This is a genomic window from Candidatus Accumulibacter aalborgensis, from assembly GCF_900089955.1.
In the GTDB taxonomy this organism is placed as follows: domain Bacteria; phylum Pseudomonadota; class Gammaproteobacteria; order Burkholderiales; family Rhodocyclaceae; genus Accumulibacter; species Accumulibacter aalborgensis.
In genome coordinates this window covers 1-840 of the sequence record NZ_FLQX01000140.1, presented here as the reverse complement: position 1 = coordinate 840, position 840 = coordinate 1, and the positions used below count along the sequence as shown (strand labels likewise).

Below are 840 nucleotides of genomic sequence, written 5' to 3'. Positions count from 1 at the left end.
AAGCAGCCCTATCTGATGCCGGTGGCGACGTAGCGGGGAGTGGCCGGAACGATGATCACGGCCAGGCTAAACTTTTTCATACGTTTCTTCCTCATGGAGAGGTAATCCTTAGTCACATTCAGTTACTTCTTCGCCGCAGGAGAAGTAAAGGTCTGGATCTCACTTCGTCTCCATTCGATGGGAAACCCGTCATCGGCATTCTGAGCGTCATAGCGGAACCCAAGGTGTACCTGGTACAGGTAGTCGGATCCAGGCTTGAGGTGCTCTGCCTCCAAAACTACTATCCGCGATTTAAGATTGTCTTCAATGCACTTGTCAGTGATCTTGTCGGGGCCATCCTGGTGCTTTACGGTGTAGGAAGAGTCCCCAACCCTGCGGTCCGCCTTAAGCACCCAACCGACGCACACTTTAACAAGGTGCGTTGCGAAATCCTTCTTGTTGTCCACAGGGATATCCGCCCATTCCACATTGAAACGCTGGCGGATATTCTCCGCCGTGGAATCTCCGGGATTGGTGGAGACTTTGGTGATTTTTTGCGTAGTTTGGGACTGCGCAAGAAGCGTTGAGCTGCTCATCACTGCAAGCAACACCACACTTAAGAATGCCGACCGTTGCATGAGATTCTCCTTTTGGAAAACGTAAGTCAATTCGGGCAGATCTAGTGAGCTAGATACATATAAACAATAGATTACGTTATAAATTCCGAGTGCGGAGGCCCTGAGGTTACCCCATTCTGCCATAGCCTCATCGACGTTGTCCACGATGATGCTGGAATTGGTGTAGGCACCAAATGGATGAGCGCGTTGGGGTGAGCTTGCGAACTCTAACACTGTACCATTC

At 50.6% G+C, this 840-nt stretch carries 1 protein-coding gene; it reads right to left on the bottom strand.

What is annotated here, in order from left to right; all coding sequences use genetic code 11:
- Nucleotides 1-122: 122 nt before the first annotated feature.
- The coding region (locus ACCAA_RS16840; protein ID WP_222104815.1) for a hypothetical protein at nucleotides 123-840 on the bottom strand (718 nt) is incomplete at its 5' end.